An 8,371-nucleotide genomic window follows, 5' to 3' on the forward strand; every position below is an offset into this window, starting at 1 on the left:
CCATGTGAAATCCCTGTAGCTAAAGTATGGAGTACTGTAAACAACAAAGTAAGAGAAACCTACGGATACATTCCTGGTATGGGCAGTGACGAACCACTTCCATTCACAGACCACGTATCCAAAGCTAAATGGTTATAAGGATTTTTCCTTATGCCAATTTTTTCTTTTTTTTTTCAATCTTTTTAAAATTCATAACCTTATCTGAAGGATAAATTCTATTTTTAATTATTAAAAAACGATTTTTAAGTCTAAGAGTACGCTAACAATCATTGCAGCGCTAAACAGTAATAGTAATATTTTTGATGATGGTATGATCAAATGCTATTGGTTGAAAGGTTCGCGATTATTGATTCCGTTTATGAAGATTTCTTCTAGCTTTTCCTCACTTTCGCCATTTCGCACATGTGAAATCAGTTCGACCAGATTGTCATTTCTTAATAGGCATGGCTTGATTTTGCCGTCGGGTGTTATCCTCAATCTGGAGCAATTTGCGCAAAAGGTAGCGTTGTCGACAGGTTTAACTACCTCGATTTCTCCACCGTTAATGTAATATTTTTTACGTCCTTGCATAAATTTACGTTCATGGACATCATCAGCTATATCAGCCAACTCTTTTTCAATGTCATCTAGCTTATAATGGTAATCTGCACTGAACTTGTCGTCATCACAGTTTTCACTTTCGATTAGTTCGATGAGCTGGAGGACAATATCATGCTCTTTACAGAATTCGAACATGTCCATAATCTCGTCCTGATTGATGTCCTTCATGATGACCATGTTAATCTTGACCGGATATAGTCCAACCTCAACAGCCTTCAGTATTCCATTTTTAGCATCTTCAAGGTAATCCTTCTTGGTGATAAATTCAAATGTTTCACGATTTAGAGTGTCCAGACTTACGTTAACACGGTCGAGTCCTGCGTCTTTTAAATCCTGAGCATATTTTTCCAAAAGAATTCCGTTGGTGGTCATTGATATGTCCTTAAAGCCGATGCTGCTGATCTTTTGGACAGCTTCAACAATGTCTTTTTTGAGCAATGGTTCTCCGCCTGAAAGTCTGATTTTTCTGACACCGATTTTTTTAGCTACTTTACAGATTGTGTATAGCTCGTCAGCGGTCATTTCATCCTTTGATTTAACCATGCCGTCGTGATGGCAGTATAGGCAGTTAACATTACATCTGTTTGTCAGAGTAATCCTCAGTGAAATAATGGGTCTTTCGTATTTGTCTAAAGTGAATTCTTCATCCATATTATCACTCTTCCACTTTTATTGTTATTTTGTTTATTGCTTCGTCAATTGTCAATGAATTGATGACTGCATAAATGGTTTCCTTTAGGATTCCCTGAGTAAAATCATTCAGTTCAACGTCATGGCCGTTGGTTTTGAGTTTTATGCCTGCACCAGTCATGTCTTCACCGGAAATGTCTGATATTTCAACATCTATTGTCTTGACATTGTCTTCGGTTTTGATGGAGTTTATCATTCCTTTTATGGAATTTGAAACGATATTGTTGGTAAATTCATTAATTGCAAGGGGTTTGTCATTAATAAGAATGCTGCAGCGTGCATCGATTGGATTTTGGGAAGTTTCTGCAGGAACTACTAATTCAATTTTTCCGATGTCTTCAACATCATAGTCCTTGAGGTTCAATGTGTTGATGACTCCAATAACGCTATTTTTAAGATAATCACTTACAAATCTGTTCAGACCGACCACTTTGCCGTCTATTGACAGATAACTGCATACATCATCCAAATCATCTGTTGTCAGATTTCCCTGACGTATCTCTGCGGCAATTGCTTCACCGTTGTTGAATCCGCAGTTATTTGCAAATAATGTGTCTACAATATCATGGCCTCTTTCTTCAATGAGGTCAGCTAATTCACTGACTCCTTTTTCATCGATTGTAAATGAATCAACTTCCTTTATGGTATATTCATCTCTTACATCTGGGGAGGTGATGATTTTCGGATAGTTGTATCTCTTGTATCCTTCAATTATCACATAATCAAATTTGCCATAATGCTTTATTAAAAACAGTATTCTGTTCAAATCCATTTCCTGGCGTGCATTAAAGAATGTAGTTGATCCAACGCCCACAACCAGATTTGCACCTGCCTGTTTATGTTTCCAGGTGTCTGTATTTTCCTTGTCCATCTCAATGGAGTGGTGCGAATGTTTGATGGAAGCTACATTATAGCCTCTTTTTGTTAATTCTTCAATGACTTTTACGGTTAGCGAGGTTTTTCCCGTATTTTTTTTGCCAACAATGGATACTATTTTCATTTTATAATCCCCTTGATATTACTATATTCTTTATATTAATTAAGAGTTTTGGCAATATTTTTACTCTTACATGTAATTGTCCATTTTTAATCATTATTTCCGTGATATAGGCTATTTTAAATTAAATTTATCCTTTGTTTTTTCAGGAATACTTGATGTGTAATTACTACACATATGGTGGATTTTCAACCCATTCAGCCGATTGTGTTTCAATGTTCCATGTCGGATAATTAAACCAATATTTTTATATGGACATATTGATAAAATGAAAATCATAACATTAAAATTAATTTATGTTATTTTTTTGGAGGTAGTTTATATGGCAGTAAAAATTGATTCTGACAAATGCGGACATATTGAAAATTGTCCCGTACAAGGATTATGCATAAAGCTTTGTGAACAAGGTGCAATCATTGAAGAAGATGGGGATGTAAAAATTGTCCCTGAAAATTGTGATGATTGCGATCTTTGTATCCAAAATTGCCCAAATCAAGCAATATCCAAAGCTTAATGGAGGTAATCCATGTTTGATATTGAAAGAGGCGGTGCAGAACACCGTAAATTGACATATTCTGATAAGTATTGTGTCGGTTGCGGAATTTGTACTGATGTATGTCCGACATCATCCTTAAGGTTAGGTCCTCTTGTACCGATTGCAAGGGGATTGATTGAAATGGATTTGGTTTCAGTCAATGAGGATTCCTGTGTATTTTGCGGACTATGTTCTGTAGCTTGCCCATTCAATGCATTATCACTTTTGGTTAATGGATCAGACATTAAAAATACAGGTAACTATCCTGTTTGGGATATTGAATGCAGTGTTGATGATGGGGATTGCATCTACTGCGGTAAATGCAGCTTGGTTTGCCCTCAGGACTCAATTATTTTTGAAAGAAATCTTCCTAATCCTACTGACCTTGTCAGGGGAGAAATAGAGATAGATGAGGATTATTGTATTTATTGTTCATTCTGTGCAGACATGTGTCCTGCCGAAGCAATCAATATCACCAATGTCCCTGTATCATCTGTTGATGTATTGAATAATTCTATTGATGTTGACCTTTCCAAATGTATTTTCTGTGGAGTATGCAGAAGAATATGTCCTGAAAATGCTATCAAGCAAATTTGCAGTACATGCATGCATTATGAGGATATTAAAATTCCAGAAATCACAGGTAAAACTATTATTTCAGAAAAATCCTGTGTAAGCTGTTCCTGGTGTTGTGAAATATGTCCTGAAGATGCAATTACAATTACAAAACCCTTTGACGGAACATTGGAATTGACTGAAGTTCCTCAGGAGGATAAAATATGTAAAGGCGAATCTTGCCATGCATGTCAAGATGTATGCCCATGTAATGCTGTAACAATAGTTGACAATAAGTCAGTTAATGATTTGAACTTCTGTAATTTGTGCGGTGCATGTGTAACCGCTTGTCCGCAGGATATAAGAGTGTTATCCAGAAATTCCATGAAATTGAACAACATCAATTCAGAGTCATGGAATGAAATATTGAATAATTTGGTTGGAAAATAATCTGGCTCACTCTTTCATTTTTTATTTTTTGGCATTGTTTTTTATTCATTCTGGTGTTTTCGAACTATTTATGTGTAGTAACTACACATCATTTTAGGCCATCCTAAAAAATTGCCAATTTTGTCATTTTCTTTTATTTTGTTAATATTTTTTTTTAAAAAAGTATTATATTTTTCATAGTTTTTTCCGTTATGTAAGTTATATTATATCGGATAAATTTTTTTAAATCTAATATGCTCATTAGTTTAATCATATTTTAATTATTAAACTGATATACTATTTTAATTTTATTAAATACGTTTTTATATTCTTTATTTTCATTTTTTTTAGTGTAGTATCTACACACCTATATATAAAGCTTGTGTCTTGTTTCTAGTAGACAACTATTTATTAATATATTGTAAAAAATAGTATCATTACACATGGTGATTTAATGCCAAAGCATATTGCCTCTGGTTTAAAATATTTGGCTGCGGTCAAATTAAAAAACATGGGCAAAACCCATCAGGAAATCGCAAAGGAGCTGTCTGTTGATAGGTCAACTATTTCCCATTATTTGAATGGTAGCAACTTGTCTTGGAATTCCATAGAAGTTGCAAGAACTATCACTGAATTTTGTCCTAGGGATTTTCTGAAAATGGCTTTTGCTGTTTTTGACAAACCAGAAGAGAGTCGAAAAATTGTGAATATTTGCAGAATAAGAAATTATGATGCAATTATAGAAGATTCGTGTATTGGTTGTGGATTATGTGTAAATGTGTGTATGATGAAAGCTATTAAATTAGAATCATTGCATGCGCATGCAGACTCCATACAATGTTGCGGTTGTCAGCTATGTAGTGATGAATGCCCAACTAATTCAATAAAAATTTTGGAGATTTAATATGATTAGAAATTTAAAAGAGGTTAAAGACAACAACTTTGACATCACAAGAGCTGCTGAAGAAGTTAGAAACTTGTCTTTCAACGACCATGTATGTTTAGGTTGTGGGATTTGTGAATCAACTTGTCCTGTTGAAGCAATTACCTTAAACGCAATTGCTATCGACGCACGTCACAGAATCTCAAACGACGTATACTTCAGTGGTCACGATAAGATCGCTCAAAACTTCAAAGAAGACTTTGATGTTCAAAGAATTAGCATTGACGAAAGTAAATGTGTATTATGTGGTATGTGCAGTGGATTATGTCCTGTTGATGCATTAGTGTTAACTATTGACGATGTTCCAATCAAAGAAATTGAAGCATATCCTCATTACAACGCTTTCTCAGAAATCGATGATGATGAATGTGTTTACTGTAAAAGATGTGAAATTGCATGTCCTCGTGATGCTATCGTCATTGAAAGAATATTACCAGACCGTGCAGATTTAGTAACTGGTGAAATCGAAGTTGATGATGAAGAATGTATTTACTGTGGCGTATGTGAAGAATTATGTCCAGCAGAAGCAATTGTTGTTGATAAAGAAACTGGAAAAGAATCCATTGTTATCGACAAAGACAAATGTGTTTACTGTCTCGTATGTAAAAAATCTTGCCCTACTAACGCTATCAAAGCAATTTGTAGATCCTGTTCCTACGGTGAATATGATTTAGACCCTGCAAAAGCTGTTGTTAAAGGAAACTCAGTCATTGACTCAGAACTCTGTGTATACTGTGGCTGGTGTGAAGGAGTATGTCCTACTGATGCAGCAAAAGTTAAAAAACCATTTGAAGGTAGTATTGAAGTAGACGATGATAAATGTCAAGCTTGTGGTGCTTGTGTAGATATTTGTCAATGTAACGCTTTAGCATTCCCAGTATCTTCAGGTCCAGGTTCTAGAATGGAACACGTTATTGCTTATGATGAATACTGTGTACGTTGTAAAGCATGTGCAAAAGCATGTCCTAATGGAGCAATTACTGTAACAAGAACTGAAGTTGACCACACTCCTATTAATTCAACTACTTGGAAAGAAGCTTTAGATGCAATTAAAGACTAGGTGATTATATGGAACTTAAAGTTAATCAAGATAATTGTTTAGGATGCGGGATTTGTGTAATCGCTTGTCCTGTAAATGCTGCTATCAGCCCAGAAAACGCTGGTGGTAATGGTGCAAAGACTGAAGAAGTTATTATGATGGTAGAAAACGGATTCATCAAACTCTTTAGTCCAGAAAAATGTGAAGAGTGTGGAACATGTCAAATGTTTTGCCCAGTAAATGCTATATGGTTAGAATAGGGGGATTATCAAATGCATTATGCTAATACTTATTTAGAAAAACCTGTAGTGCCTGATGTAAAAATTACTGGTGAAGGAACAACTGATGTTTTAAAATGTATGTTAAACACTGGTTCTGACATTTACCAAGGTGCTTGTAAGAAAAGAGGATCCACTTTAAAAGAAGAATACAAAAACGCTTCCGGTACTTGCTACATGGATCCTAGAGATATGGCAAAATTAGGTGTAAACAACTGGGATACTGTACTTGTAAAATTGTAGTAAACTGTGCAGTTTCAAGAGATGCACCTCATGAAGGAACTGTATTCATTTGTAAAGGACCATGGGCTAACACTATTGTAAGCCACGATACTTACTGCTGTTCTGACCCAACTTACAAAGGAATCAGATGTACTGTCGAAAAAACCGACAGAAAAGTATTACTCATGGCAGACTTAATGAGATGGGTATACAAAAAATACGTTGATGAAGAAGATGACGATGTTGTTGAAAACATGGAATCTTTAGGTGAATTACCTGTTTATCACGGACGTAAATGGGAGGAGTTGATTGACCATGACTTATGAACCGCCTGTAACTGATTATGATCACATTGTTGAAAATTGTACCTGTGCATTCTGTGGTTGTAACTGTGATGATTTAGACTACTTAGTAAAAGACAATCACGTAGTTGCTGTAAGACACGCATGCAGATTAGGAGCAAGTAAAATTATGGAAGATATGGATCAAAGATTACTTGTTCCAATGATTAGGGATGAAAACGGAGAACTTAAAGAAGTTGATTGGGATACTGCTTTAGACAAAGCTGCTGAATACATTGCTAATTCCGTCAGACCTGTATTCTACGGTTGGTCTGAAACTTCTACTGAATGTATGAAAGAAGGAGTAGCATTAGGTGAATACATTGGTGCAGTATTAGATAACCAAGCTACTATCTGTCACGGTCCTTCTCTCCAAGCTGTACAAAATGCTGGTTACCCTATTCAAACTTTAGGAGAAGTACAAAACAGAGCAGACGTTATTGCTTACTCTGGAAGTAACGCAATGAACTCTCACCCAAGGCACATGGCAAGATATGCTGTATTCTGCCGTGGATACTTCAGACAAAGAGGAAGATTCGACAGAACTGTTATTACTATGGATCCAAAATTCTCTGATACCGCAAAATGTTCAGACAAATGGATTGGATTCGAACAAAACGGAGACTACGGTTTCTACAACGCTATTAGAGCAGTTCTCAGAGGAAAAGAATTATACCAAGACGTAATTTCTGGAATTCCTAAAGAAGACATTTACGAATTAGCAGAAGAAATGAAAAGCGCTGAATTCGGTGTTCTCTTCTTCGGTTTAGGTTTAACCCACACTTTATCAAAACAAAGAAACATTGATATTGCAATTAAAATGGTACAAGACTTAAACAAATACAGTAAATGGGGTCTTACTCCAATGAGAGGTCACTTTAACGTAAACGGATTCAACATTTTCATGGCATTCGAATGTGGATTTGCTTTCGGTGTTGACTACTGTAGAGGTTACCCAAGATATATGTTAGGAGAAACCAACACTATCGATTTATTAACCAGAAAAGAACCAGACTGTTTCATGGTTATTGCAGCTGACCCAGGTGCTCACTTCCCTAATGGAGCAAACCAACACTTAGCTAACATTCCTGTTATTCAAATCGATATTCACTGGGGTCCTTCAACCGAACTCGCTGACGTAGTATTGCCAGGTTCATTCATTGCTGTAGAATGTGCCGGTACCAGTTATCGTATGGATGGAGTTCCTATCTACATGAAGAAAGCTATCGACAAACCAGAAACCTGTCGTGATGATGAATGGATTGTCCGTGAATTGAAAGAAAGAGTAATGAAACTCAGAGAAGAGCCAAACGTAGCTCCAAAATATGTGCCAAATCCAAACGCACTATAAAGGTGATATAATGGAATATATTCTTAAAAATGGTATTGTCTACGACCCTGCTAATGAAATTAACGGGGAGAAAAAGGACGTCATGTTTAAAGATGGTATTATTGTAGATGACGTATCCGCTGATGCTAAAGTCTTAGACGTTACCGATAAAATAGTCATGCCAGCAGGTATTGACCCTCACGCACACGTTGCAGGTCCTAAATTAGTAGTAGGAAGATTATACAGACCTGAAGATTCCAGAAGAGGTGTTACTCAAAAAACTAAAGTTTTAAGATCAGAATCTGGTTTCTCAATTCCAAGTTGTCCTGCAACCGGTTACAGATACTCAAGATTAGGTTACGGTACTGTTGTAGAAGCAGCTATGCCTCCTCTTGAAGCAAAACACACTCAC

9 protein-coding genes and 1 pseudogene are annotated in these 8,371 nt (G+C 36.0%); 8 read left to right on the forward strand and 2 right to left on the reverse strand.

The annotated features are described in order from the left end of the window. Positions 1 to 321 precede the first annotated feature (321 nt). Together moaA and mobB are read right to left on the reverse strand one after the other, a co-directional pair. Entirely contained in the window at positions 322 to 1,251 is a 930-nt protein-coding gene (gene moaA, locus QZV68_RS09790; protein WP_296880818.1) for a GTP 3',8-cyclase MoaA, read from the reverse strand. Positions 1,252 to 1,255: 4 nt separating this feature from the next. Further along, a complete protein-coding gene (gene mobB / locus QZV68_RS09795) occupies positions 1,256 to 2,290 on the reverse strand; it encodes a molybdopterin-guanine dinucleotide biosynthesis protein B (protein ID WP_296880819.1) in 1,035 nt (344 codons plus the stop codon). Positions 2,291 to 2,609: 319 nt separating this feature from the next. Here mobB and QZV68_RS09800 point away from each other — a divergent pair, with 319 nt between their 5' ends. The 8 genes and pseudogenes from QZV68_RS09800 to QZV68_RS09835 all read left to right on the forward strand — a co-directional run. Beyond that, positions 2,610 to 2,801 (forward strand): 4Fe-4S binding protein, encoded by a 192-nt coding sequence (locus QZV68_RS09800; RefSeq protein WP_296880820.1) that lies wholly within the window; start codon positions 2,610 to 2,612, stop codon positions 2,799 to 2,801. Positions 2,802 to 2,813: 12 nt separating this feature from the next. Further along, a complete protein-coding gene (gene fwdF / locus QZV68_RS09805) occupies positions 2,814 to 3,827 on the forward strand; it encodes a tungsten-dependent formylmethanofuran dehydrogenase subunit FwdF (protein WP_296880821.1) in 1,014 nt (337 codons plus the stop codon). Positions 3,828 to 4,260: 433 nt separating this feature from the next. Further along, positions 4,261 to 4,710, forward strand: coding sequence for a 4Fe-4S binding protein (locus QZV68_RS09810; RefSeq protein WP_296880822.1), 450 nt, complete (start codon positions 4,261 to 4,263; stop codon positions 4,708 to 4,710). A 1-nt stretch (position 4,711) separates the two neighbouring features. Next, the gene (gene fwdF, locus QZV68_RS09815; RefSeq protein ID WP_296880823.1) at positions 4,712 to 5,809 is read left to right on the forward strand and encodes a tungsten-dependent formylmethanofuran dehydrogenase subunit FwdF; all 1,098 of its coding nucleotides are present in this window, start codon (positions 4,712 to 4,714) and stop codon (positions 5,807 to 5,809) included. Positions 5,810 to 5,817: 8 nt separating this feature from the next. Further along, complete coding sequence (locus tag QZV68_RS09820; protein ID WP_292743149.1) at positions 5,818 to 6,048, forward strand: ferredoxin family protein; 231 nt, start codon at positions 5,818 to 5,820, stop codon at positions 6,046 to 6,048. 12 nt (positions 6,049 to 6,060) lie between these two features. Continuing rightward, positions 6,061 to 6,614 (forward strand): annotated as a pseudogene (locus tag QZV68_RS09825) (molybdopterin dinucleotide binding domain-containing protein). Beyond that, the gene (locus QZV68_RS09830) at positions 6,604 to 7,980 is read left to right on the forward strand and encodes a formylmethanofuran dehydrogenase subunit B (RefSeq protein ID WP_296880824.1); all 1,377 of its coding nucleotides are present in this window, start codon (positions 6,604 to 6,606) and stop codon (positions 7,978 to 7,980) included. Before QZV68_RS09825 ends, QZV68_RS09830 begins: the two are co-directional and overlap by 11 nt. Before the next feature lie 7 nt (positions 7,981 to 7,987). Continuing rightward, positions 7,988 to 8,371, forward strand: a 384-nt coding sequence (locus QZV68_RS09835; RefSeq protein ID WP_296880825.1) for an amidohydrolase family protein, incomplete at its 3' end; no start/stop codon positions are given.

The sequence above is a fragment of the uncultured Methanobrevibacter sp. genome, from assembly GCF_902801725.1.
Lineage (GTDB): Archaea > Methanobacteriota > Methanobacteria > Methanobacteriales > Methanobacteriaceae > Methanocatella.